Genomic DNA, 23253 nt, shown 5'->3' with positions numbered 1-23253 from the left:
CTCGCTGTTTGGCGGGGCACCCGGTTTAACTCCTTCAGGAGAGAAACGTGAAAGACTTATTAAAGTTTCTGAAACAGCAAAGTAAGACCGAAGAGTTTGAAGGCATCAAGATCGGCCTCGCGTCGCCTGACTTGATCCGTTCCTGGTCGTATGGCGAAGTCAAGAAGCCGGAAACCATCAACTACCGTACCTTTAAGCCCGAGCGTGAAGGTCTGTTCTGTGCGCGTATCTTTGGCCCCGTCAAAGATTACGAATGTTTGTGCGGTAAGTACAAACGCCTGAAGCATCGCGGTGTAATCTGTGAAAAATGTGGTGTTGAAGTTACTCAGACCAAAGTACGTCGTGAACGTATGGGTCATATTGAGTTGGCTTCACCCGTTGCGCACATCTGGTTCTTGAAATCCCTGCCAAGCCGTATCGGCCTGATGCTGGACATGACCCTGCGTGATATTGAACGAGTACTGTATTTTGAATCTTATGTAGTGATCGAGCCTGGCATGACCAGCTTGGAACGCGGCCAGATGCTGACCGAAGAGAACTATCTGGATTCACTGGAAGAATACGGTGACGAATTCGAAGCCAAGATGGGCGCCGAAGCGGTACTGGAACTGCTGCGTGCCATTGATCTTGAAAAAGAGATCGGTGAGATGCGTGAAGAACTGCCTTCTATCAATTCAGAAACTCGTCGCAAGAAAGTGACTAAACGTCTGAAGCTGATGGAAGCCTTCTACACTTCTGGCAATAAACCTGAGTGGATGATCCTCAAAGTATTGCCTGTGCTGCCGCCGGATCTGCGTCCGTTGGTGCCATTGGATGGTGGTCGTTTCGCCACTTCAGATTTGAACGATCTGTATCGCCGTGTGATCAACCGTAACAACCGTCTGAAGCGTCTGCTGGACTTAGCTGCACCAGATATCATCGTGCGCAACGAAAAACGTATGCTGCAGGAATCTGTAGATGCGCTGCTGGATAACGGTCGTCGTGGTCGTGCTATCACCGGCTCTAACAAGCGTCCGCTGAAATCGCTGGCCGACATGATCAAAGGTAAGCAGGGGCGTTTCCGTCAGAACCTGCTGGGTAAACGTGTAGATTACTCTGGCCGTTCGGTTATTACCGTTGGCCCAACTTTGCGTCTGCATCAGTGCGGTCTGCCGAAGAAAATGGCGTTGGAACTGTTCAAGCCATTCATTTACGGCAAGCTGGAAGCCCGCGGCTTAGCCACTACCATCAAAGCAGCCAAGAAGATGGTAGAGCGCGAAGTACCGGAAGTTTGGGACGTACTGGATGAAGTGATCCGTGAACATCCCGTGATGCTGAACCGTGCGCCAACACTGCACCGTCTGGGTATCCAGGCGTTCGAACCCGTGTTGATTGAAGGTAAAGCCATTCGCCTGCATCCACTGGTTTGTACTGCATTCAACGCCGACTTCGACGGTGACCAGATGGCGGTACACGTACCGCTGACACTGGAAGCTCAGTTGGAAGCTCGTGCGCTGATGATGTCTACCAACAACATTCTGTCCCCAGCTAACGGGGAGCCTATCATCGTGCCATCGCAGGACGTGGTGTTGGGTCTTTACTACATGAGCCGTGAGCGCGTGAATGGTAAAGGTGAAGGCATGGCGTTTGCCAATGTCGCGGAAGCAGAAAAAGCTTACCGTACTGGTGTTGCAGAATTACATGCCCGCGTAAAAGTGCGTATCACTGAGACTCAAATTGATGAAAATGGCCAGAAAAAGCCAGTTCGTCGTATTGTGGATACCACTGTTGGCCGTGCTCTGCTGTCAACTATTCTGCCTGCTGGTCTGCCATTTGAAGTGGTTAACCAGAACATGGGCAAGAAGCAGATCGCTAAGTTACTGAACATCTGTTATCGCCGTCTGGGTCTGAAAGAAACCGTTATCTTCGCTGACCAACTGATGTACACCGGTTATCGCTATGCGACAATTTCCGGGTCTTCCGTGGGCATCAATGATATGCAGATCCCACAGGAAAAGGCCAAGCTGGTTGCTGAAGCCGAAGCGGAAGTGCTGGAAATCCAGGAACAGTTCCAGTCAGGTCTGGTAACTGCCGGTGAACGCTATAACAAAGTTATCGACATTTGGGCCAGCTGTAACGAAAAAGTGTCCAAGGCGATGATGAAGAACCTGTCAACCGAAACCGTTATCAACCGTAACGGTGAAGAGGAAGAACAGGCGTCTTTCAACAGCATCTATATGATGGCCGACTCAGGTGCGCGTGGTAGTGCCGCGCAGATCCGTCAGTTGGCGGGTATGCGTGGTCTGATGGCTAAGCCTGATGGCTCCATCATCGAGACGCCAATCGTGGCGAACTTCCGTGAAGGTCTGAACGTACTGCAGTACTTCATCTCCACTCACGGTGCACGTAAAGGTTTGGCGGATACCGCACTGAAAACAGCGAACTCCGGTTACCTGACACGTCGTTTGGTTGACGTCGCCCAAGATTTGGTGGTGATTGAAGACGATTGTGGTACTCACGAAGGTCTGATCATGAAACCGCTGATCGAAGGTGGTGACGTGGTTGAACCATTGCGTGAGCGCGTACTGGGCCGTGTGGTAGCTGAAGATGTTTACTATCCAGGCACTGAAGAAGTACTGGCGCCGCGTAATACACTGCTGGACGAAGCCTGGTGTAAGAAGCTGGAAGAAGCCAGTGTTGACGAAGTGAAAGTGCGCTCCGTTATCACTTGTGATACCGATTTTGGTGTTTGTGCTCACTGCTATGGTCGTGATTTGGCCCGTGGTCATATCATCAACCAAGGTGAAGCTATCGGTGTGGTTGCCGCGCAATCCATCGGTGAACCTGGTACACAGTTGACGATGCGTACATTCCACATCGGTGGTGCGGCATCCAGAGCTTCTGCAGAAAACAACGTCCAGACCAAGAATGCCGGTACGTTGAAACTGCACAACGCTAAACACGTGGTAAATACCGAAGGCAAGCTGGTTATCGTGTCTCGTTCTTCTGAACTGGCCATCGTTGATGACCTGGGTCGTGAGAAAGAGCGCTATAAAGTGCCTTACGGTACTATCCTGGAAAAACAGGAAGGCGCTGCCATTGAACCGGGCCAAATCATTGCAAACTGGGATCCACATACTCACCCCATCATCACTGAAGTGGAAGGTAATGTGCAGTTTGTGGACATGATTGATGGTGTCACCATCCAGCGTCAGACCGACGAACTGACAGGTTTGTCATCTATCGTGGTCATGGATGTAGCACAACGTCCATCTGCCGGTAAGGACATGCGTCCTGCGGTACGTCTGGTAGATGACAAAGGCCATGATCTGACCATTCCTGGAACAGATGTGCCAGCTCAGTACTTCCTGCCTGGACACGCGATCGTCAGTCTGGACGATAATGCCAAGATTAACGTGGGTGATGCGCTGGCGCGTATTCCACAAGAATCTTCCAAGACCCGTGATATCACCGGTGGTCTGCCACGTGTTGCTGACTTGTTCGAAGCGCGTAAGCCGAAAGAACCTGCAATTCTGGCAGAGATCAGCGGTACTATCTCCTTCGGTAAGGAAACCAAAGGCAAACGTCGTCTGGTAATCACCCCTGCTGAAGGCGGTGATGCATACGAAGAGATGATTCCTAAGTGGCGTAACCTCAACGTGTTCGAAGGTGAGAAGGTAGAACGCGGCGAAGTTATTGCTGATGGTCCAGAATCGGCTCACGACATTCTGCGTTTACGCGGTATTCACAATGTAGCCAATTACATCGTCAATGAAGTGCAGGACGTTTACCGTCTGCAGGGTGTGAAGATCAACGATAAACATATCGAGGTCATCATCCGTCAGATGTTACGTAAGTGCATTATCACTGAAGCTGGTGACTCTGATCTGCTGGTTGGCGAACAGGCAGAAGTTTCCCGCGTTAAATTGATTAATCGTGATCTGGAAGCTGAAGGTAAACGCCCAGCCAAGTTCGAACGCGAGTTGCTAGGTATTACCAAAGCCTCTCTGGCAACCGAGTCCTTTATCTCAGCAGCGTCGTTCCAGGAAACTACGCGCGTGCTGACTGAAGCTGCCGTTGGCGGTAAGTCAGATAACCTGCGTGGTCTGAAGGAAAACGTTATTGTGGGTCGTTTGATCCCGGCTGGTACCGGTTATGCGTACCATAAGAGCCGAGTTCACCACAAAGGTGAGGTGGCTCAGGAAGCCCCTGGCATCACTGCCAGTGAAGCTGAACAGAACCTAGCCGACCTGCTGAACCTAGCAGGTAGTCAGGAATAATCGAAAAACCGAGACAAAAAGGCACCTTCGGGTGCCTTTTTTGATGAAAAGTCGTACATGATTGGCTATTTCTTGACAGTCGGCCTCGACCTTTCTAAAATTTCGCGTCCCACTTTTGTGGGATATAGATTTTTCACACCCATACGTTGAGTAAATCAACTAAATCGGAGCTATACATGGCAACTGTAAACCAGTTGGTACGTAAGCCTCGCGCACCCAAAGTCGAAAAGACTGCGGTACCAGCGTTGAATGCGTGCCCACAAAAACGTGGTGTTTGTACCCGTGTGTACACCACTACACCTAAAAAACCAAACTCTGCACTACGTAAAGTAGCGCGTGTGCGTTTGACCAACGGTTTTGAAGTAACTTCATACATCGGCGGTGAAGGCCACAACCTGCAGGAACACAGTGTAATTTTGATCCGTGGTGGTCGTGTTAAGGACCTGCCTGGTGTTCGTTACCACACTGTACGTGGCGCTCTGGACTGTGCTGGTATCAGCGCTCGTCGTCAAGGGCGTTCTAAGTACGGAGCCAAGCGTCCTAAGTCTTAATGGTATGCCGTTAAGTAAGGCCAAGCTTTTTTAATCATTTTATGGTTTTGGAAAAACCTGAAGTATACGGAGACATATCATGCCAAGACGTCGTGTAGTCGGTCAGCGCAAAATTCTGCCTGATCCAAAATTTAATAGTGAGTTGCTGGCGAAGTTCATCAACGTCATTATGCAAGACGGCAAAAAATCAACTGCCGAAAAGATTATCTACAAAGCATTAGATGTTATCGCTGAGAAAAAAGGCGAAAACCATCTGGTACTTTTAGAAGCAGCCCTGGATAACGTCCGCCCAGCCGTTGAAGTTAAATCTCGTCGCGTCGGTGGTTCTACTTACCAGGTACCATGTGAAGTTCGTCCAGTACGTCGTAACGCTCTGGCGATGCGCTGGTTGGTTGAAGCTGCACGTAAACGTGGTGAAAAATCTATGGCTCTGCGTCTAGCTGGCGAAATGCTGGATGCATCCGAAAACAAAGGTGCTGCCGTTAAGAAGCGCGAAGACGTGCATCGTATGGCAGAAGCCAACAAAGCCTTTGCTCATTACCGTTGGTAATATCTTGCGCGGAATATTGTTCCGCGCATTCTCTGGCAACACCGGGACTTCGGTTCCGGTAGAGAGGGTATAAATCGTGGCTCGTACAACTCCTATAGAGCGTTATCGCAACATCGGTATTTGTGCTCACGTTGATGCAGGCAAAACAACTACAACTGAACGTATTCTGTTCTACACCGGTTTGTCACATAAGATCGGCGAAGTACATGATGGTGCAGCGACGACTGACTGGATGGTCCAGGAGCAGGAACGTGGCATTACTATTACTTCTGCGGCAGTGACGACATTCTGGCGTGGTATGGATGCCCAGTTTGAGCAGCATCGCATCAATATCATTGATACCCCAGGTCACGTTGATTTTACCATTGAAGTAGAGCGTTCGTTGCGCGTACTGGATGGTGCGGTCGTGGTATTTTGTGGGGCTTCTGGTGTGGAGCCTCAGTCTGAAACCGTATGGCGTCAGGCTGACAAGTATCACGTTCCCCGTCTGGTATTTGTCAACAAGATGGACCGTGCGGGTGCGGACTTTGATCGGGTGGTCAAACAGATCCGCAATCGTCTCGGCGCTACCTGTGTTCCCATTCAACTGAATATTGGGGCTGAAGAAAACTTCACCGGGGTGATTGACCTGATCAAAATGAAGGCAATCAACTGGAATGAAGCGGACCAGGGGATGACCTTCACCCATGAAGAGATCCCGGCAGATCTGCTCGCTAAAGCTACTGAGATGCGCGAGTATCTAGTGGAAAGTGCTGCAGAAGCCTCCGATGAGTTGATGGATAAATATCTCGAAGAGGGTGACCTCTCCGAAGAAGAGATCAAGCAAGCGCTGCGTCAACGCACCATTAACAATGAGATTGTGTTGGCGACCTGCGGTAGTGCCTTTAAAAATAAAGGCGTACAGGCAGTGCTTGATGCTGTTATTGAATATTTACCTGCGCCTAACGACGTGCCGCCGATTAAGGGTCATGACGATTACGACAAAGAGGTTGAACGTGCATCTGATGACAAAGCGCCATTTGCCGCTTTGGCATTTAAGATTGCAACAGATCCATTTGTCGGAACACTCACCTTTATCCGCGTGTACTCCGGGGTACTGGAATCCGGCGATGCCGTGTATAACAGTGTTAAAGAGAAGCGTGAGCGCATTGGCCGTATTGTACAGATGCACGCCAATGACCGTAACGAGATTAAAGAGGTTCGCGCCGGTGATATCGCGGCGGCTATCGGCCTGAAAGAAGTAACTACTGGTGATACTCTGTGCGATCCTGATCATAAAGTGATCCTAGAACGCATGGATTTCCCTGATCCGGTAATTACTATCGCTGTCGAACCACGTTCGAAAGCTGACCAGGAAAAGATGGGCATTGCTTTGCAGAAGCTGGCAATGGAAGACCCATCCTTCCGGGTTGAAACTGATGAAGAGTCGGGTCAGACTCTGATCTCAGGGATGGGTGAATTGCACCTGGACATTATCATTGATCGTATGCGCCGTGAGTTCAGCGTTGAATGCAACGTTGGTAAACCTCAGGTAGCTTACCGTGAAACTATCCGCGGAACAGTGGAAGCAGAAGGTAAGTTTGTACGTCAGTCGGGTGGCCGTGGACAGTTTGGTCATGTCTGGTTGAAACTGGAGCCTCTCGAAGAGGGCGCCGGTTATCAGTTTGTCAACGGTATTGTGGGTGGTGTGGTTCCTAAGGAATACATCCCTGCTGTTGACAAAGGTATCCAAGAACAGATGAAAAATGGTGTTCTGGCCGGATTCCCTGTCTTGGATGTGAAAGTCACGCTGTTCGATGGTTCGTACCATGAAGTGGACTCGAACGAGATGGCGTTCAAGGTTGCAGGTTCTATGGGCTTCAAGAAGGGCGCGCTGCTGGCAAACCCGGTGTTGCTCGAGCCTTGCATGAAGGTCGAAGTCACTACACCCGAAGATTATATGGGTGATGTTGTCGGTGACCTTAATCGTCGTCGTGGTCTCATTGAAGGGATGGACGATGGCGTAGCCGGCATCAAGATTATCCGTGCCGTAGTGCCTCTGGCTGAAATGTTTGGTTATGCGACAGATTTGCGTTCTGCCACTCAAGGCCGTGCTTCATACTCCATGGAGTTCCTGAAGTATGCGGAAGCGCCGCAAAATGTTGCTAAGGCAGTTATCGAAGCTCGTACCTGATTTAGGAACGGCATAACTGTTATTTTGATTGATTGTGTCGGGCACAGCCTGACACATCTGAAACAAAGGAATATATCGTGTCTAAAGCTAAATTTGAACGTAGTAAACCCCACGTAAACGTGGGTACCATTGGCCACGTTGACCATGGTAAAACCACTCTGACTGCAGCTATCACAACTGTATTGGCCAAGACTTACGGCGGTGAAGCAAAAGATTTCGCGGCAATCGATAACGCCCCAGAAGAGCGTGAACGTGGTATTACCATCAACACCTCTCACGTAGAGTACGACACTCCAACTCGTCACTACGCTCACGTAGACTGCCCAGGGCACGCTGACTATGTTAAAAACATGATCACCGGTGCCGCGCAGATGGACGGCGCGATCCTGGTAGTGGCTGCGACTGACGGCCCAATGCCACAGACTCGCGAACACATCCTGTTGTCTCGTCAGGTAGGCGTACCTTACATCATCGTATTCATGAACAAATGTGACATGGTAGATGATGAAGAGCTGCTGGAACTGGTTGAAATGGAAGTGCGTGAACTGTTGTCAGAATACGACTTCCCAGGCGATGACCTGCCAGTTATTCAGGGTTCAGCCCTGAAAGCACTGGAAGGCGAACCAGAATGGGAAGCGAAGATCATCGAACTGGCAGAAGCCCTGGATACCTACATTCCAGAACCAGTACGTGACATCGACCACCCATTCCTGCTACCAATCGAAGACGTATTCTCAATCTCCGGTCGTGGTACAGTAGTAACAGGTCGTGTAGAACGCGGTATCATCCGTGTAGGTGACGAAGTCGAAATCGTGGGTATCCACGACACCACTAAGACCACCTGTACCGGTGTTGAAATGTTCCGCAAACTGCTGGACGAAGGTCGTGCTGGTGAAAACGTAGGTGTACTGCTGCGTGGTACTAAACGTGATGAAGTGGAACGTGGTCAGGTACTGGCAAAACCAGGCACAATCACTCCACACACCAAGTTCGAATCAGAAGTGTACGTACTGTCAAAAGAAGAAGGTGGTCGTCATACTCCATTCTTCAAAGGCTATCGTCCACAGTTCTACTTCCGTACAACTGACGTGACCGGTACCATCGAACTGCCAGAAGGCGTAGAAATGGTAATGCCAGGCGACAACATCAAGATGGTAGTGACGCTGATCTGCCCAATCGCGATGGACGAAGGTCTGCGTTTTGCGATCCGTGAAGGTGGCCGCACAGTAGGCGCCGGCGTGGTAGCGAAGATCATCGCCTAATCAGGTCGAGATGGATGGAAAAGGAAGCTTCGGCTTCCTTTTTTTTGGTCTGGAAACAATGAAAGCAGAATAAACACTATCAATGCATTAAGTAAACGCGCCGTAATTAAGTACTGGTCATTAACAGAAATCTCTGTATAATACCGTTCAATTTTTGACAGCTATGTCTGTCGATTACGTCGCCAGCGGCCTTGTAATCCTTAACTGGATCGGTATAATAGCCGCTCGCTTAATTGCTTAGGCGTTAAGTAGTTTGGTCGGTTGACTTAAATTACTCAAAACGACTCCGATTGGGAGTCGAACGGTTAAATCATCTCACTCTGTCTTTTCCTAAAGGAAAATGGCTAGAGGGTGATTTTTTATATGTCCATTTTAGGAGCTCTGGTCAATGCAGAACCAAAGAATCCGTATCCGCTTAAAAGGGTTTGATCATCGTTTGATTGATCAGTCCACCGCGGAAATCGTTGAAACTGCTAAACGCACTGGTGCCCAGGTACGTGGTCCTATCCCACTGCCGACGCGCAAAGAGCGTTATACCGTTTTGATCTCTCCGCACGTTAATAAAGATGCTCGTGACCAATACGAAATCCGTACTCACAAGCGTTTGGTTGATATCGTTGAGCCTACTGATAAGACCGTTGACGCGCTGATGCGTCTGGATCTGGCCGCCGGTGTCGACGTTCAGATTAGCTTGGGTTAATTGAGATCCTTAGAAGAGGTTTGAGAGATGGCTATCGGTCTTATTGGTCGTAAAGTGGGCATGACCCGCATCTTCACTGAAGATGGCGCGTCTATCCCTGTTACTGTAATCGAAGTAGAAGCCAACCGAGTGACCCAGGTGAAAACTCTGGAAAACGACGGTTACCGCGCACTTCAAGTTACTACTGGTGCCAAGAAAGCCAATCGCGTCACTAAACCAGAAGCTGGCCACTTTGCCAAGGCAGGCGTTGAAGCCGGCCGTGGTTTGTGGGAAATGCGTCTGGCAGATGGTGAAGGCGAAGGCATTGAAGTTGGTGCTGAGCTGAAAGTAGAAATCTTCGCTGACGTAGCGAAAGTAGATGTTACTGGTCAGTCAAAAGGTAAAGGTTTCCAGGGCGGTGTTAAACGCTGGAATTTCCGTACCCAAGACATGACTCATGGTAACTCTTTGTCACACCGCGCTAACGGTTCTATCGGTCAGAACCAGACTCCCGGTCGTGTATTCAAAGGCAAGAAAATGTCAGGCCACATGGGCGACGAGCGCGTGACCACTCAGAATCTGGACGTAGTACGTGTAGATGTTGAGCGTAATCTGCTGCTGGTGAAAGGCGCTGTTCCAGGCGCTGCCAACGGTGATCTGATCATCAAGCCTGCTGTTAAAGCTTAAGGTCTGAGGAGATAGTAATGGAATTGGTATTGAAAGACGCGCAGAGCGCTCTTGAAGTTTCCGAAACTACCTTCGGCCGTGACTTTAATGAAGCACTGGTTCATCAGGTAGTTGTAGCATATGCCGCTAACGCACGTCAGGGCACTCGTGGTCAAAAGACCCGCGCTGAAGTTCACGGCACAGCTAAGAAACCATGGCGTCAGAAAGGCACTGGTCGTGCCCGTTCAGGCGACGTGAAAAGCCCGATTTGGCGTGGCGGTGGCGTAACATTCGCTGCTAAAACTCAAGATCATGGTCAGAAAGTTAACAAGAAGATGTATCGTGGCGCTCTGAAGAGCATCCTGTCTGAACTGGTACGTCAGGAACGTCTGATTGTGGTTGAGAAGTTCGGTGTAGAAGCTCCTAAAACTAAAGAGCTGAAAGCCAAACTGAAAGAAATGCAACTGGAAGATGTGTTGATCGTCACTCCAGAAGTTGACGAAAACCTGTTCCTGGCTGCCCGCAACCTGTACAAGGTTGACGTTCGTGACGTAGCCGGTATTGATCCAGTAAGCCTGATCGCATTCGACAAAGTGCTTGTCACCGCTGATGCTGTGAAGCAAATCGAGGAGATGCTGGCATGATCCGCGAAGAACGTATTCTGAAAGTGATTCTGGCTCCACATGTCTCTGAAAAGAGTACTGTTGTTGCCGAGAAGAACAACACGGTAGTTTTCCGTGTAGCTCTGAGTGCCACTAAAGCTGAAATCAAAGCTGCTGTAGAAAAACTATTTGAAGTTAAGGTTGATGGTGTTCGCACTCTGGTCAACAAAGGTAAAACCAAGCGTCACGGGGCCCGTACTGGTCGCCGCAGCGACTGGAAAAAAGCCTATGTGACTCTGGCTGAGGGCGCTGATATCGATTTCCTCGGCGGCGCTGAGTAAGCAAAGGAGAATTTAAATGGCAATTGTTAAGTGTAAGCCAACCTCTCCAGGCCGTCGTGGCGTTGTTAAGGTTGTTAACAGTGACCTGCACAAAGGCAAACCTTTTGCTGGCCTGCTGGCTAAAAAATCTAAAACCGGTGGTCGTAACAACACTGGTCGCATCACTACCCGTCATATCGGTGGTGGTCATAAGCAGCACTATCGTCTGATCGACTTTAAACGCGACAAAGATGGTATCGTTGGGAAAGTAGAACGTCTGGAATACGATCCTAACCGCACCGCTAACATCGCGCTGGTGCTGTATGCTGACGGTGAACGTCGTTACATTCTGGCTGCTAAAGGTATGCAGGCTGGTGACAAAGTTGTCTCTGGTGCCGCTGCTGATATCAAACCAGGTAACGCATTGCCGCTGGTTAACATTCCAGTTGGTAGCGTGGTTCACGCGGTTGAGATGAAACCTGGTAAAGGTGCTCAGTTGGCGCGTTCTGCCGGTGCTTATGCTCAGGTTGTTGCCCGTGATGGTGCTTATGCAACCTTACGTCTGCGTTCAGGCGAAATGCGCAAAGTACCTGTAGAGTGCCGAGCCACTCTGGGTGAAGTCGGCAACGCAGAACATATGCTGCGTCAGCTGGGTAAAGCTGGTGCCAAGCGCTGGCTGGGCGTGCGTCCTACTGTACGTGGTGTTGCAATGAACCCTGTTGACCATCCACACGGTGGTGGTGAAGGTCGTACTTCTGGTGGTCGTCACCCAGTGACTCCATGGGGCGTACCAACCAAGGGCTACAAGACCCGCAACAACAAACGCACTGACAAGTACATCGTACGTCGTCGTAACAAGTAATTAAGAGGATTCGCCATGCCACGTTCTCTCAAGAAAGGTCCATTTATCGACCTGCACTTGCTGAAGAAGGTAGAGAAAGCGGTGGAAGCGGGTGACAAAAAGCCTATCAAGACTTGGTCTCGCCGCTCTATGATCATCCCACAAATGATTGGGTTGACCATCGCTGTCCATAATGGTCGTCAGCACGTACCAGTGTTCGTAACTGACGAAATGATCGGCCACAAACTTGGTGAGTTCTCACCAACTCGCACTTATCGCGGTCATGCTGCAGATAAGAAAGCGAAGAAGCGTTAATACGGGAGGAATAAGATGGAAGTTTTAGCTAAACATCGCTTTGCCCGTACGTCGCCTCAAAAAGCTCGCTTGGTTGCAGATCAGATCCGCGGTTTGCCAGTGGCAAAAGCGTTGGAAGTTCTGACCTTCAGTCCAAAGAAAGCTGCCGTACTGGTCAAGAAAGTATTGGATTCTGCCATTGCTAACGCCGAGCACAACGAAGGTGCCGATATCGACGAATTGAAAGTCGGTAAGGTATTTGTTGACGAAGGTCCAACAATGAAACGTATCATGCCACGTGCCAAAGGCCGCGCTGATCGTATCATGAAGCGTACCAGCCACATTACTGTGGTTGTATCAGACCGCTAGGAGAGAGCAATGGGACAGAAAGTACATCCTAATGGTATCCGTTTGGGTATCACTAAGCCTTGGATCTCTACCTGGTATGCTGATAAGGCTGACTATGCAGCCAATCTGCACGGCGACTGGGAAGTGCGTAAGTTTCTCGAAGAGAAGCTGAAAGCCGCATCAGTATCCAAGATTGTTATTGAACGCCCAGCGAAAAGCATCCGCGTTACTATTCACACCGCCCGTCCAGGCGTTGTGATTGGTAAGAAGGGTGAAGACGTTGAAGTGTTGCGCGCCGAAGTTGCCAAAATTGCCGGTGCACCAGCGCAGATTAACATCGCTGAGATCCGTAAGCCTGAACTGGACGCTAAACTGGTTGCTGACTCTATTGCTCAGCAGCTGGAACGCCGTGTTATGTTCCGTCGCGCAATGAAGCGTGCGGTACAGAACGCCATGCGTCTGGGCGCTAAAGGTATCAAAGTTGAAGTTAGCGGCCGTTTGGGCGGCGCTGAGATTGCGCGTTCTGAGTGGTATCGTGAAGGTCGCGTACCTTTGCATACACTGCGTGCTGATATCGATTACGCTACTTCTGAAAGTCACACCACTTATGGTGTGATCGGTGTGAAAGTCTGGGTCTTCAAAGGTGAAGTTCTGGATGGCATCGTACCTCAGACAGTAGAGGAACCGAAGCAGCAACCTAAGCGCAAACCTCGTGGTAAATAGGAGAGCCGGTAATGCTGCAACCTAAACGTACTAAGTTTCGCAAAATGTTTAAAGGCCGTAACCGCGGCCTAGCGAACGGCACCGACGTTAGCTTCGGTTCTTTCGGCTTGAAAGCTGTCGGCCGCGGTCGTTTGACTGCCCGTCAGATTGAAGCCGCGCGTCGAGCTATGACTCGTGCTGTTAAGCGTCAGGGTCAAATCTGGATCCGGGTTTTTCCTGACAAACCTATTACCTCTAAGCCTCTTGAAGTGCGTATGGGTAAAGGTAAGGGTAACGTTGAATACTGGGTATGCCAGATTCAGCCAGGTAAGGTTCTCTATGAGATCGGTGGCGTTCCGGAAGAGTTGGCCCGCGAAGCTTTCGCATTGGCCGCTGCCAAGTTGCCTATCAAGACAACCTTCGTAACTAAGACGGTGATGTAATGAAAGCGAGCGAACTGAGAGAAAAAAGCGTTGAAGAATTGAACGCTGAACTACTTGGTCTGCTGCGTGAGCAGTTTAACCTGCGTATGCAACACGCCACTGGCCAGCTGGCACAAACTCACCAGCTGAAGCAAGTGCGCCGTAACATTGCGCGCGTTAAGACCATTATTACTTCTAAGGCAGGTGCATAATGTCTGAGAGCATCCGTACTTTGCAGGGTAAAGTAACCAGCAACAAAATGGACAAATCCATTACTGTTGCCGTTGAGCGTCAGGTAAAACACCCAATCTACGGTAAGTACGTAAAACGTACTACTAAGATCCATGCACATGACGAACAAAACCAGTGTAATGAAGGCGATATCGTCACAATTCGTGAATGTCGTCCGCTGTCTAAGACCAAGTCTTGGACGCTGGTTGATGTAGTGAGCAAGGCCTAAGGTTTCTTAGGTGAAAGTAAACGGCCCCATCCGGGGCCGTTTGTATTTTAGTACTATCCATCTCTGGTCAAGGGTGTTATACTTGCGCGCCCTTTTTGAGCGATTCGTCGCCGAAAGTGGTGAAAATAACCCCATGGTGGGGATGTGATGTAACGATAGCGGAGCACTTAAAATGATCCAAATGCAATCGACTCTGGATGTCGCATGTAACAGCGGCGCTCGCAGAGTTCAGTGTATTAAGGTCTTGGGTGGCTCTCATCGTCGTTATGCCGGTATCGGCGACATCATCAAAGTTTCTGTAAAGGAAGCGATTCCTCGCGCTAAAGCGAAGAAAGGTGATGTGTATAACGCGGTGGTAGTCCGTACTAAGAAAGGCGTACGTCGTCCAGACGGTTCTGTCATTCGCTTCGATCGGAATGCAGCGGTTCTTTTGAACAACAACCTGCAGCCGATTGGTACTCGTATCTTTGGACCTGTGACACGTGAACTGCGCTCCGAGCAATTCATGAAGATTGTGTCGCTGGCACCAGAAGTACTGTAAGGAGCTTCAAAATGGCAGCAAAAATCCGTCGTGAAGACGAAGTAGTCGTACTGGCCGGTAAAGATAAGGGTAAGCGCGGTAAAGTTACCCAAGTTCTGCCTACTGGCAAGTTGATTGTTGAAGGCGTTAACGTCATCAAGAAACATCAGAAACCTAACCCACAGTTAGGTGTTACTGGTGGTATTGTTGAAAAAGAATCGCCGATTCAAGCATCTAATGTTGCGATCTTTAACCCTGCTACTGGCAAGGGAGATCGTGTTGGTTTCCGGTTTGAAGACGGCAAAAAAGTCCGTTTCTTTAAATCGAACAGTGAACTCGTTAAGTAATCGGAGTAAACGATGGCGAAACTGCATGATAAATATAAAGAGACTGTTGTCGCTGAACTGACCAAGAAGTTCGGTTATTCCAGTGTCATGCAAGTCCCTCGGATTGAGAAAATCACCCTGAACATGGGTGTAGGCGAAGCAGTTGCTGATAAAAAAGTCATGGAAAGTGCTGTTCGTGACATGACTGCTATTGCCGGTCAAAAGCCTGTTGTAACTGTTGCTCGTAAATCAGTTGCTGGCTTCAAAATCCGTGAAGGCTACCCTATTGGTTGTAAAGTGACCCTGCGCGGTGAACGTATGTGGGAATTCCTTGAGCGATTGATTGATATCGCTATTCCTCGTATTCGTGACTTCCGTGGTCTGAGCTCAAAGTCATTTGACGGTCGCGGCAACTACGCTATGGGCGTACGTGAGCAGATCATCTTCCCAGAAATCGATTACGATAAAATCGATAAAATTCGCGGTATGGATATTGTTATCACTACCACAGCGAACTCTGATGAAGAAGGTCGCGCTTTGTTGAACGCTTTTAACTTCCCATTCAAGAAATAAGGGGTAGCGTAATGGCAAAACAATCAATGAAAGCACGTGAAGTAAAGCGTGCCAAACTCGTGGCCAAGTACGCTGAAAAGCGTGCAGCGCTGAAGGTTCTGATCGCAAGCCCTGCTACTTCTGATGAAGAGCGTTGGGATGCTGTTCTGAAGCTGCAAGCTTTACCACGTGATTCCAGCGCATCGCGTCAACGCAATCGCTGTAATCAAACTGGTCGCCCACATGGTTACCTGCGCAAGTTCGGCCTGAGCCGTATCAAGTTGCGTGAAGCCACCATGCGCGGTGAAGTTCCTGGTCTGCGTAAGGCCAGCTGGTAAGCCCTTGTCACGGAGTAAGCTAATATGAGCATGCAAGATCCTATTGCGGATATGTTAACCCGTATCCGTAACGGCCAAGCTGCTAACAAAGTATCTGTGAAGATGCCTTCCGCTAAGCTCAAAGTTGCGATTGCAAAAGTGCTGAAGGAAGAAGGTTATATCACTGACTACGCCGTAGCAGACGAAGGCAATAAGCCTGAACTGGAAGTTACTTTGAAGTATTTCCAGGGCAAACCCGTTGTTGAGACTATCCAGCGCGTAAGCCGTCCTGGTCTTCGTATTTACAAAGGTAAAGACGAACTGCCAAAAGTGATGGGCGGACTGGGTGTCGCAATTGTGTCCACTTCTAAAGGCCTGATGACTGATCGTGCCGCCCGCCTCGCAGGCATGGGTGGTGAGGTTATCTGCTACGTAGCATAAGGAGCTAGGAATGTCTCGTGTAGCAAAAGCACCAGTCTCTATTCCTGCCGGCGTAGAGGTGACTTTAAAAGATCACAGCATTACCGTGAAAGGCGGTAAAGGCAGTCTGACTCGAGTAATCAACAGCGCTGTTAAAGTAACCGTTGACAATGGCCATGTAACTTTTGGTCCTGTTGAAGGTCACGTAAACGCTTGGGCTCAAGCTGGTACAGCTCGTGCCTTGGTTAACAACATGGTTGTTGGTGTAACTCAAGGTTTTGAAAAGAAACTGAAACTGGTTGGTGTAGGTTATCGTGCCAAAGTCACTGGTGGTGACCTGGACCTGACGTTAGGTTTCTCTCATCCACTGGTTCACAAATTGCCAGCAGGCGTTACAGCTGAATGCCCAAGCCAGACTGACATCGTACTGAAAAGTATCGACAAAGAACTGGTAGGTCAGGTTGCGGCTGAAATTCGTGGTTATCGTCCACCAGAGCCTTATAAGGGCAAGGGTGTTCGCTACGATGACGAAAACGTACGCCGTAAAGAGGCTAAGAAGAAGTAAGGTAACGCGATATGGATAAGAAAACTTCTCGCTTGCGTCGTGCCACTCGCACCCGCAAGAAGATCCAAGAGCTGGGCGTTAACCGTCTGGTTGTACATCGTACACCGCGTCACATTTACGCTCAGGTAATCAACCCTGAAGCTCAGGTGGTTGCTGCTGCATCTACTGCTGAAAGTGCGGTAAAAGAGCAGCTGAAATATACCGGCAACGTAGATGCGGCAAAGGCAGTAGGCAAAGCTATTGCTGAACGCGCGATCGAGAAAGGGGTCACTGTTGTGGCTTTCGATCGTTCTGGTTTCAAGTATCACGGCCGTGTTGCTGCTTTAGCAGAAGCCGCTCGTGAAGCTGGCCTCCAGTTCTAAGGGGTTTACACAATGGCTAAAGTAGAAACTCAGCAGAAAGACGATCTGCAAGAAAAGCTGATTGCAGTCAATCGTGTTTCTAAAGTAGTTAAAGGTGGTCGTATCTTCAGTTTTACCGCGCTGACAGTAGTGGGTGATGGTAACGGTAAGATCGGCTTCGGCTACGGTAAAGCGCGCGAAGTTCCAGCTGCTATTCAAAAAGCAATGGAAAAAGCCCGTCGCAGTATGGTTAACGTTGAACTGCATGAAGGTACCTTGCACCATCCAGTGAAAGGCCGTCATTCAGGTTCTCGCGTATATATGCAACCTGCTTCTGAGGGTACCGGTATTATCGCCGGTGGCGCGATGCGTGCTGTATTGGAAGTGGCGGGCGTTCATAACGTTCTGTCAAAAGCATACGGCTCTACTAACCCGATCAACATCGTTCGTGCAACTGTAGATGCGCTGGTGAACATGAAGTCACCTGCTCAGATCGCAGCTAAGCGTGGCCTGAATGTTGACGAAATTCGGGGGTAATGCACCATGGCTACTAAAACAATCAAAGTAACTCAGACCAAAAGTGCTATCGGGCGTTTGCCGAAGCACAAAGCGACCTTGACTGGTCTCGGTCTGCGTCGTATTGGTCACACTGTGGAACTGGAAGATACTCCAGCTATTCGCGGTATGATCAATAAGGTCTACTACATGGTAAAGGTGGAGGACTAATCAATGCGTCTGAATACTTTATCTCCAGCAGCAGGTGCTAAGCCAGCTGGCAAGCGCGTAGGCCGTGGTATCGGTTCTGGTTTAGGTAAGACTGCAGGTCGCGGCCATAAAGGTCAGAAATCTCGCAGTGGCGGCGGTGTTCGTCCAGGATTTGAAGGCGGCCAGATGCCGTTGAAAATTCGTTTGCCTAAATTTGGCTTTACCTCGCGTATCGCTATGGTAACTGCTGAAGTTCGCATCGGCGAACTGGCAAAAGTTAACGGTGATGTTGTCGACCTGAACGCACTGAAAGATGCGAATCTCATTACTCGCAACATCCAGTTTGCGAAAATTGTTCTTTCAGGTACCATTGAGCGCCCAGTGACCGTACGCGGTCTGAAGGTTACCAAAGGTGCACGTGCAGCTATTGAAGCTGCCGGTGGAAAGATCGAGGAATAATACGTCGATGGCAAAACCAGGACTTGATTTAAAAAGCGCGAAAGGTGGACTTTCTGAATTGAAAGCTCGCCTCCTGTTCGTGATTGGTGCAATTATTGTGTTCCGTGCCGGTTCCTTTGTGCCAATTCCTGGTATTGATGCCGCTGTATTGGCAGAGCTGTTTGCTCAGCAGAAGGGTACCATCCTTGGCATGTTCAACATGTTTTCGGGTGGCGCCCTGTCCCGTGCGTCCATTTTTGCATTAGGGATCATGCCTTACATTTCGGCATCGATCATTATGCAGTTGTTGACTGTGGTACATCCAGCGCTCGCTGAACTGAAGAAGGAAGGCGAGTCAGGACGTAAGAAAATCAGTCAATATACCCGATGGGGCACATTGGTTTTGGCTACGTTCCAATCTATTGGTATCGCAACCGGGTTGCCAAACCTGGTCTCCGGCCTGGTCGTTAACCCAGGTTTTGGATTTTACTTTGTTGCGGTTATCAGTTTAGTCACTGGCACCATGTTCCTGATGTGGCTTGGTGAACAGATTACTGAACGTGGTATTGGGAACGGTATCTCAATCCTGATTTTTGCAGGTATTGTGGCTGGTTTGCCAAAAGCTATCGGACAAACTGCTGAACAGGCTCGTCAAGGCGACTTGAACGTATTGGTATTGCTATTGATTGGTGTGATTGTCTTTGCCGTCACTTATTTCGTAGTGTTTGTAGAACGTGGTCAGCGTCGTATCGTCGTTAACTACGCCAAGCGTCAGCAAGGCCGTAAGGTGTTTGCTGCCCAATCTACTCACTTACCTCTGAAAGTGAATATGGCAGGGGTTATCCCCCCAATTTTTGCGTCCAGCATTATTTTGTTCCCGGGTACACTGGCTCAGTGGTTCGGACAAAATCCGGCATTGTCATGGTTGAGTGATTTCTCTCTGGCCGTGTCTCCTGGACAGCCGCTGTACTCTTTGTTGTACGCGGCAGCAATTATTTTCTTCTGTTTCTTCTATACCGCGTTGGTTTTCAATCCACGCGAAACAGCTGATAACCTGAAGAAGAGCGGTGCGTTCATTCCAGGGATCCGTCCCGGCGAACAAACTTCGCGTTACATTGATAAAGTGATGACCCGCCTGACTTTGGCCGGTGCGTTGTATATCACCTTTATCTGTTTAATTCCGGAGTTCATGTTAATCACTTGGAAGGTACAGTTCTATTTTGGCGGTACCTCACTACTGATTATGGTAGTTGTGATCATGGACTTCATGGCTCAGGTTCAGACCCATATGATGTCTCATCAATATGAGTCTGTGATGAAGAAAGCTAACCTAGTGACCAAAGCGAATTTCGATCGCTTCGGCCGTTAAGATAGCTTTACGGAGTGATGAAATGAAAGTTCGAGCTTCCGTGAAGAAGATCTGCCGTAACTGCAAGATCGTCAAGCGTAACGGCGTTGTTCGCGTAATTTGTGTTGAACCAAAACACAAACAGCGTCAAGGCTAATGAAACCCGGCCAGTCCATTTGCGACTGGCCATTAAAATTTGTTTGCAAATTAGTCATCTGTTGAGTATCCTATCGGGCTTTTCACAGATGGCCTTTAACTTAAGGAGTGCATAGTGGCCCGTATCGCTGGCATTAACATTCCTGATCAGAAGCACGCAGTCATCGCTTTGACTGCTATCTACGGTATCGGTCGTACTCGCGCTAAAGCTATTTGCGCGGCTACTTCAATTGCCGAAGACGCAAAGATCAAGGAATTGAGCGACGCTCAAATCGATACCCTACGCGAAGAAGTTGCCAAATACACTGTAGAAGGTGACTTGCGACGCGAAGTTTCTATGAACATCAAGCGTCTGATGGACCTTGGTTGTTATCGTGGTCTTCGCCATCGTCGTAGCCTGCCTGTTCGTGGGCAACGTACTAAGACCAATGCGCGTACCCGCAAAGGTCCACGTAAACCAATTAAGAAGTAACGGGAAGGTAGACAATGGCTAAAGTTCCGTCACGTTCTCCGCGCAAGCGCGTACGTAAACAGGTTGCGGATGGCATGGCTCATATCCATGCTTCTTTTAACAACACAATCGTTACTATCACAGACCGTCAAGGTAATGCATTGGCTTGGGCAACTGCAGGTGGTTCAGGTTTCCGTGGTTCACGTAAATCTACTCCATTCGCGGCTCAGGTAGCTGCTGAGCGCGCAGGTACTGCTGCTCAGGATTACGGTGTTAAACACCTTGAAGTTTTCGTGAAGGGTCCAGGTCCAGGTCGTGAATCAGCCATTCGTGCGCTGAACGCTGTTGGTTATAAAATTACCAACATCACTGATGTGACGCCTATCCCTCATAACGGTTGTCGTCCTCCTAAAAAACGCCGCGTGTAATTGGCGATTCATTAGGAAAGTTGGAGAAAGATCATGGCAAGATACTTGGGTCCCAAGCTCAAGCTCAGCCGTAGGGAAGGTACAGACCTGTTCCTGAAAAGCGGTGTGAGAGCAATCGATTCGAAGTGTAAGCTGGAAACAGCACCTGGACAGCACGGCGCGCGTAAGCCACGTCTGTCAGATTATGGTTTACAGCTGCGTGAGAAACAAAAAGTTCGTCGTATTTACGGTGTGTTAGAAAAACAGTTCCGTAACTATTACAAAGAAGCTGCACGTCTGAAAGGCAACACTGGTGAAAACCTGTTGCAACTTCTGGAAGCCCGTTTGGATAACGTTGTTTATCGTATGGGGTTCGGTGCCACTCGTGCAGAAGCACGTCAGCTGGTTAGCCATAAGTCAATTATGGTAAACGGTCGTGTTGTTAACATTCCGTCATTCAAAGTGTCTGCGAATGATGTGGTAAGCGTGCGTGAAAAGTCACAGAAGCAAGCTCGTATTAAAGCTGCTCTGGAAGTGGCTGGTCAACGCGAAAAGCCTACCTGGATTGAAGTCGACAGCGCCAAAATGGAAGGTGCTTTCAAGCGCATTCCAGAACGTAGCGATTTGTCTGCGGAAATTAACGAACAGCTGATCGTCGAGCTTTACTCTAAGTAAGGCTAACTAACAAGAGAGGACACAATGCAGGGTTCTGTTACAGAATTTCTTAAACCGCGTCTCGTAGATATCGAGCAGGTTAACCCAACTCGTGCCAAGGTAACACTGGAGCCGCTGGAGCGTGGTTTTGGTCATACTCTGGGTAACGCGTTGCGTCGCATCCTATTGTCGTCTATGCCCGGCTGCGCGGTTACCGAAGTCGAGATCGACGGTGTACTGCACGAATACAGCAGTAAGGAAGGCGTACAAGAAGATATCCTCGAGATATTGCTGAACCTTAAAGGATTGGCGGTTATCATTGAGGGTAAAGACGAGGCTTTGCTCACCCTGAGCAAGACCGGCGCAGGCCCTGTTACCGCTGCAGACATCACCCATGATGGTGATGTGACAATCGTAAATCCTGACCATGTCATCTGTCATTTGACAGGTAGTCACGGCATCAGCATGCGTATTCGTGTTGAACGTGGTCGTGGTTATGTGCCGGCTTCTGCCCGCGCTCAGACCGAGGAAGACGATCGTCCTATCGGCCGTTTGCTGGTCGATGCTTCTTTCTCACCTGTTGAACGCATCGCCTACAACGTAGAGGCGGCCCGTGTTGAACAGCGTACAGACCTGGATAAACTGGTTATTGATATGACCACCAACGGTACTATCGATCCTGAAGAAGCGATTCGTCGTTCTGCGACCATTCTGGCCGAACAGCTGGATGCGTTTGTAGAGCTGCGCGATGTTTCTGAACCAGAGAAGAAAGAAGAAAAGCCGGAATTCGATCCGATTTTGTTGCGTCCTGTCGACGATTTAGAGCTCACTGTACGTTCGGCTAACTGTCTGAAAGCCGAAGCGATTCATTACATCGGTGATCTGGTACAACGTACAGAAGTTGAGTTGCTCAAAACACCTAACCTGGGTAAGAAATCTCTTACCGAGATCAAAGACGTTTTGGCTTCTCGCGGACTTTCTTTAGGTATGCGTCTGGAGAACTGGCCTCCAGCCAGTTTAGCAGATGACCTGTAAGTCTCTGACTTGTACAGATTTAGGTTATAAGGATTAAGTCATGCGCCATCGTAAGAGTGGTCGTCAACTTAACCGCAACAGCAGCCACCGCCAAGCTATGTTCCGTAACATGGCTAGTTCATTGGTTCGTCACGAAATCATCGTGACGACTCTGGTGAAGGCAAAAGAACTGCGTCGCGTAGTTGAACCTTTGATTACACTTGCTAAGAGTGACAGCGTTGCAAATCGTCGTCTGGCGTTTGCCCGCACCCGCGACGAAAGCGTCGTTGGTAAATTGTTTAACGAACTGGGTCCTCGTTACCTGGAACGTCAGGGTGGTTACACCCGTATCCTGAAGTGCGGTCTGCGTGCCGGTGATAAGGCCCCTATGGCTTACATCGAGTTAGTAGGTCGTCCAGAAACAGCTGAAGCTGTAGAAGCGGAAGCTGCTGCTGAATAGGCATCATTTGGGATGAAAAAAGCCGGGCATCGCCCGGCTTTTTGTTGTTTAATCGCTTTGTGCACTGAACCTTGCATCAACACATCTAACATAGAACAGCGATGAAGTTGATTTTGCTTGGCAGACTTGCTTCAAATACTCTTAATCATCTTCCGCAAAAAGTTCTCAATCTCATCGCAACCCGATCGCCCATGACGCTTAGGTGTTACATACTACTGCATTAAGCAATCGCTCATAAATATCAAGCAAACCAGTAAAACTACTATTCTCAAACTCTGCTATGGTGACTTTAGAATGCCCATAAACCCTGCAAAATGTTGCTGAGTATATCCAAGTTTGTTTACCTTCTTACCTAGTGTCTGCTCGCGAGCAGTTAGATATTTAGCTAAAAAAGTTAGTATTAAACCGAAAAACTATAATATAACTATATATAGTTATTTAATAGTTTGA

General features: G+C 49.1%; 33 protein-coding genes. All 33 read left to right on the top strand.

Translation table 11 applies throughout. The features are described 5' to 3' along the window. The first annotated feature begins 47 nt into the window (after window positions 1-47). On the top strand, window positions 48-4259 hold the full coding sequence (gene rpoC / locus J3L11_RS16170) for a DNA-directed RNA polymerase subunit beta' (protein WP_133040230.1): 4212 nt from the start codon (window positions 48-50) through the stop codon (window positions 4257-4259). 176 nt (window positions 4260-4435) lie between these two features. Continuing rightward, window positions 4436-4810, top strand: coding sequence for a 30S ribosomal protein S12 (gene rpsL, locus J3L11_RS16165; protein ID WP_133040231.1), 375 nt, complete (start codon window positions 4436-4438; stop codon window positions 4808-4810). 79 nt (window positions 4811-4889) lie between these two features. Beyond that, window positions 4890-5360, top strand: coding sequence for a 30S ribosomal protein S7 (gene rpsG, locus J3L11_RS16160; protein WP_133040232.1), 471 nt, complete (start codon window positions 4890-4892; stop codon window positions 5358-5360). A gap of 76 nt (window positions 5361-5436) precedes the next feature. Beyond that, entirely contained in the window at window positions 5437-7533 is a 2097-nt protein-coding gene (fusA, locus tag J3L11_RS16155) for an elongation factor G (RefSeq protein ID WP_207571649.1), read from the top strand. Between the two features lie 77 nt (window positions 7534-7610). Next, the gene (gene tuf, locus J3L11_RS16150) at window positions 7611-8795 is read left to right on the top strand and encodes an elongation factor Tu (RefSeq protein WP_133040222.1); all 1185 of its coding nucleotides are present in this window, start codon (window positions 7611-7613) and stop codon (window positions 8793-8795) included. 388 nt (window positions 8796-9183) lie between these two features. Then, on the top strand, window positions 9184-9495 hold the full coding sequence (gene rpsJ / locus J3L11_RS16145) for a 30S ribosomal protein S10 (protein WP_133040234.1): 312 nt from the start codon (window positions 9184-9186) through the stop codon (window positions 9493-9495). A gap of 27 nt (window positions 9496-9522) precedes the next feature. Next, window positions 9523-10161 (top strand): 50S ribosomal protein L3, encoded by a 639-nt coding sequence (gene rplC / locus J3L11_RS16140; protein ID WP_133040235.1) that lies wholly within the window; start codon window positions 9523-9525, stop codon window positions 10159-10161. 17 nt (window positions 10162-10178) lie between these two features. After that, entirely contained in the window at window positions 10179-10784 is a 606-nt protein-coding gene (rplD, locus tag J3L11_RS16135) for a 50S ribosomal protein L4 (RefSeq protein ID WP_133040236.1), read from the top strand. After that, on the top strand, window positions 10781-11083 hold the full coding sequence (rplW, locus tag J3L11_RS16130; RefSeq protein ID WP_133040237.1) for a 50S ribosomal protein L23: 303 nt from the start codon (window positions 10781-10783) through the stop codon (window positions 11081-11083). The genes rplD and rplW overlap by 4 nt, the downstream gene beginning before the upstream one ends. A gap of 16 nt (window positions 11084-11099) precedes the next feature. Next, window positions 11100-11924 carry a 50S ribosomal protein L2 gene (gene rplB, locus J3L11_RS16125; RefSeq protein WP_133040238.1) on the top strand — a complete coding sequence of 275 codons (825 nt, stop codon included), beginning with the start codon at window positions 11100-11102 and terminating at the stop codon, window positions 11922-11924. 15 nt (window positions 11925-11939) lie between these two features. Next, window positions 11940-12218, top strand: a complete 279-nt coding sequence (rpsS, locus tag J3L11_RS16120; protein WP_011758338.1) for a 30S ribosomal protein S19 — start codon at window positions 11940-11942, stop codon at window positions 12216-12218. 15 nt (window positions 12219-12233) lie between these two features. Next, window positions 12234-12566, top strand: coding sequence for a 50S ribosomal protein L22 (gene rplV / locus J3L11_RS16115; protein WP_133040239.1), 333 nt, complete (start codon window positions 12234-12236; stop codon window positions 12564-12566). Between the two features lie 9 nt (window positions 12567-12575). Continuing rightward, window positions 12576-13268, top strand: coding sequence for a 30S ribosomal protein S3 (gene rpsC, locus J3L11_RS16110; protein WP_133040240.1), 693 nt, complete (start codon window positions 12576-12578; stop codon window positions 13266-13268). A gap of 11 nt (window positions 13269-13279) precedes the next feature. Then, a complete protein-coding gene (rplP, locus tag J3L11_RS16105) occupies window positions 13280-13690 on the top strand; it encodes a 50S ribosomal protein L16 (protein ID WP_133040241.1) in 411 nt (136 codons plus the stop codon). Next, entirely contained in the window at window positions 13690-13881 is a 192-nt protein-coding gene (gene rpmC, locus J3L11_RS16100) for a 50S ribosomal protein L29 (RefSeq protein ID WP_011758342.1), read from the top strand. Before rplP ends, rpmC begins: the two co-directional genes overlap by 1 nt. Beyond that, complete coding sequence (rpsQ, locus tag J3L11_RS16095; protein WP_133040242.1) at window positions 13881-14129, top strand: 30S ribosomal protein S17; 249 nt, start codon at window positions 13881-13883, stop codon at window positions 14127-14129. The genes rpmC and rpsQ overlap by 1 nt, the downstream gene beginning before the upstream one ends. 172 nt (window positions 14130-14301) lie before the next feature. Continuing rightward, the gene (gene rplN / locus J3L11_RS16090) at window positions 14302-14670 is read left to right on the top strand and encodes a 50S ribosomal protein L14 (RefSeq protein WP_011715463.1); all 369 of its coding nucleotides are present in this window, start codon (window positions 14302-14304) and stop codon (window positions 14668-14670) included. Window positions 14671-14681: 11 nt separating this feature from the next. Next, window positions 14682-14996, top strand: a complete 315-nt coding sequence (gene rplX, locus J3L11_RS16085) for a 50S ribosomal protein L24 (protein ID WP_189618135.1) — start codon at window positions 14682-14684, stop codon at window positions 14994-14996. A gap of 12 nt (window positions 14997-15008) precedes the next feature. Continuing rightward, window positions 15009-15548, top strand: coding sequence for a 50S ribosomal protein L5 (rplE, locus tag J3L11_RS16080; RefSeq protein ID WP_133040244.1), 540 nt, complete (start codon window positions 15009-15011; stop codon window positions 15546-15548). Window positions 15549-15559: 11 nt separating this feature from the next. Further along, the gene (gene rpsN / locus J3L11_RS16075) at window positions 15560-15865 is read left to right on the top strand and encodes a 30S ribosomal protein S14 (protein WP_189618136.1); all 306 of its coding nucleotides are present in this window, start codon (window positions 15560-15562) and stop codon (window positions 15863-15865) included. A 24-nt stretch (window positions 15866-15889) separates the two neighbouring features. Next, the gene (gene rpsH, locus J3L11_RS16070) at window positions 15890-16285 is read left to right on the top strand and encodes a 30S ribosomal protein S8 (protein WP_133040246.1); all 396 of its coding nucleotides are present in this window, start codon (window positions 15890-15892) and stop codon (window positions 16283-16285) included. Window positions 16286-16295: 10 nt separating this feature from the next. Then, window positions 16296-16829 (top strand): 50S ribosomal protein L6, encoded by a 534-nt coding sequence (gene rplF, locus J3L11_RS16065; protein ID WP_133040247.1) that lies wholly within the window; start codon window positions 16296-16298, stop codon window positions 16827-16829. A gap of 11 nt (window positions 16830-16840) precedes the next feature. Continuing rightward, window positions 16841-17191, top strand: a complete 351-nt coding sequence (gene rplR / locus J3L11_RS16060) for a 50S ribosomal protein L18 (protein ID WP_133040248.1) — start codon at window positions 16841-16843, stop codon at window positions 17189-17191. A 12-nt stretch (window positions 17192-17203) separates the two neighbouring features. After that, window positions 17204-17707 (top strand): 30S ribosomal protein S5, encoded by a 504-nt coding sequence (gene rpsE / locus J3L11_RS16055; protein WP_133040249.1) that lies wholly within the window; start codon window positions 17204-17206, stop codon window positions 17705-17707. A 6-nt stretch (window positions 17708-17713) separates the two neighbouring features. Continuing rightward, entirely contained in the window at window positions 17714-17896 is a 183-nt protein-coding gene (gene rpmD / locus J3L11_RS16050) for a 50S ribosomal protein L30 (RefSeq protein ID WP_101057429.1), read from the top strand. A gap of 3 nt (window positions 17897-17899) precedes the next feature. After that, on the top strand, window positions 17900-18334 hold the full coding sequence (rplO, locus tag J3L11_RS16045) for a 50S ribosomal protein L15 (RefSeq protein WP_133040250.1): 435 nt from the start codon (window positions 17900-17902) through the stop codon (window positions 18332-18334). A 7-nt stretch (window positions 18335-18341) separates the two neighbouring features. Then, complete coding sequence (secY, locus tag J3L11_RS16040) at window positions 18342-19682, top strand: preprotein translocase subunit SecY (protein ID WP_133040251.1); 1341 nt, start codon at window positions 18342-18344, stop codon at window positions 19680-19682. Between the two features lie 22 nt (window positions 19683-19704). Then, window positions 19705-19818: a 50S ribosomal protein L36 gene (gene rpmJ / locus J3L11_RS16035; RefSeq protein WP_088332570.1), complete on the top strand. Its 114-nt coding sequence runs from the start codon at window positions 19705-19707 to the stop codon at window positions 19816-19818. Between the two features lie 114 nt (window positions 19819-19932). After that, window positions 19933-20289 (top strand): 30S ribosomal protein S13, encoded by a 357-nt coding sequence (gene rpsM / locus J3L11_RS16030; RefSeq protein ID WP_133040252.1) that lies wholly within the window; start codon window positions 19933-19935, stop codon window positions 20287-20289. A gap of 14 nt (window positions 20290-20303) precedes the next feature. Beyond that, window positions 20304-20696: a 30S ribosomal protein S11 gene (gene rpsK / locus J3L11_RS16025; protein WP_133040253.1), complete on the top strand. Its 393-nt coding sequence runs from the start codon at window positions 20304-20306 to the stop codon at window positions 20694-20696. Between the two features lie 33 nt (window positions 20697-20729). Continuing rightward, window positions 20730-21350 (top strand): 30S ribosomal protein S4, encoded by a 621-nt coding sequence (gene rpsD, locus J3L11_RS16020; RefSeq protein WP_133040254.1) that lies wholly within the window; start codon window positions 20730-20732, stop codon window positions 21348-21350. Between the two features lie 24 nt (window positions 21351-21374). Continuing rightward, window positions 21375-22364 (top strand): DNA-directed RNA polymerase subunit alpha, encoded by a 990-nt coding sequence (gene rpoA / locus J3L11_RS16015; protein WP_133040255.1) that lies wholly within the window; start codon window positions 21375-21377, stop codon window positions 22362-22364. A gap of 40 nt (window positions 22365-22404) precedes the next feature. Then, window positions 22405-22803, top strand: coding sequence for a 50S ribosomal protein L17 (rplQ, locus tag J3L11_RS16010; RefSeq protein ID WP_133040256.1), 399 nt, complete (start codon window positions 22405-22407; stop codon window positions 22801-22803). Window positions 22804-23253: the final 450 nt, after the last annotated feature.

The organism is Shewanella sp. 4t3-1-2LB, assembly GCF_017368415.1.
GTDB lineage: Bacteria > Pseudomonadota > Gammaproteobacteria > Enterobacterales > Shewanellaceae > Shewanella > Shewanella fodinae.
Note: the sequence above shows the minus strand (reverse complement) of the source record. Positions and strands in the feature narration are given on the sequence as shown.